The sequence below is a fragment of the Hymenobacter sp. B1770 genome (assembly GCF_049896385.1).
Classification (GTDB): Bacteria; Bacteroidota; Bacteroidia; order Cytophagales; family Hymenobacteraceae; genus Hymenobacter.
This window is the reverse complement of sequence record NZ_JAFCUF010000044.1, coordinates 1-1,076: the sequence shown is the minus strand read 5'-3', so window position 1 is coordinate 1,076 and position 1,076 is coordinate 1. Positions and strand designations below refer to the sequence as shown.

Genomic DNA, 1,076 nt, shown 5'->3' with positions numbered 1-1,076 from the left:
CTTGCCCGCGCCAATACTCAAGCTAATGCTCAACAAATCCCGCAACGCTTCGGACCGGGTGCGCTGCCAGCGCCGTCTGAGCAGCAAGTGAATTGGCCGTTCACGACGGCAGGGACAAGCAACTGCCAGCAGACGCTTAATCCTTCGTGGCTGTTGCAGAACTCCTCGACGTGCGCTTCAGTAGTGGAGTCCTCGATTGGAAAGATCTTAAAAAGCGGTTAAAGCCACGTGTTCGTCCGCGGATTCGCGCCCCAACGGGGGCTGGATACGAAATCGAGACTTCTGCAACAGCCACGACCGTTTAGGTGAACCTCCGTTTATCTTCGAATCCTTTTTGTAATCATGTAAAACTTTAGTTGCCGGTACTTATTGGGTTTCTCATCACAATGGGCGAAAAATTGCGGTAAGCGCCTTGCTACCTCATTCGGTAGTTGGCGGCAAGTTCACTCGGTCACCATGCGCCATCGGCTGGGAGGTAACCGTAAACGTCAAAGAATCTTGGGTTTGGTTCAGGATGCGATGGGGTACGTGTGGGGCGATATGTAAGCCCTGGCCCGCTGTTACGGTTACCTCTTGCCCAGCTATTTCAAACGTGGCGGTGCCTGCCAGCACGTAAAAGAATTGTTGCGCACGGGCGTGGTAGTGCAACTGCTCAGCTGTGCCAGGCGGCATACGCTCTTGAATGATGCTGAGTGCCGACGTTTTGACTAGGTGCCAGCCCTCACAGCCATCACCCCAGCCATAGTATTCGGAGGTAGCGGTAGAGCAGGCGGTCAAGGTTAAGTCAGAAGCGAATTGCATTGGATAGGAATTAAAAGGAAAAGCATTAATCGGGATTGTACAAAAGTTGAAACGGGAAATGGTACGAATGTTCTCAGGATTACCGTAATCCCTCGCCCCGTCGTAACGAAAAGCACTAGTCGAAAGCCAACGCCGCGAATAAAGGCCCAAACCGGAAAAGTGCCACGCCGGCCACGCCCCGGCCAGCAGCTAAAAACCGACCGTGGCTGTTGCAGAACTCCTCTCAGAACGCGTAAAGGGTGAAGTGCGTTGGGTCAACATGCTAGAAAGCCCCT

General features: G+C 53.3%; 1 protein-coding gene. It reads right to left on the bottom strand.

All coding sequences use genetic code 11. The features are described from left to right. Positions 1 to 420 precede the first annotated feature (420 nt). Positions 421 to 801, bottom strand: coding sequence for a cupin domain-containing protein (locus tag ACP7AJ_RS21340; protein WP_426062259.1), 381 nt, complete (start codon positions 799 to 801; stop codon positions 421 to 423). Positions 802 to 1,076 lie beyond the last annotated feature (275 nt).

Bases quoted from the DNA above. Each gene is read 5' to 3' on its own strand.
- ACP7AJ_RS21340 (WP_426062259.1), bottom strand. From the start codon at position 801: ATGCAATTCGCTTCTGACTTAACCTTGACCGCCTGCTCTACCGCTACC.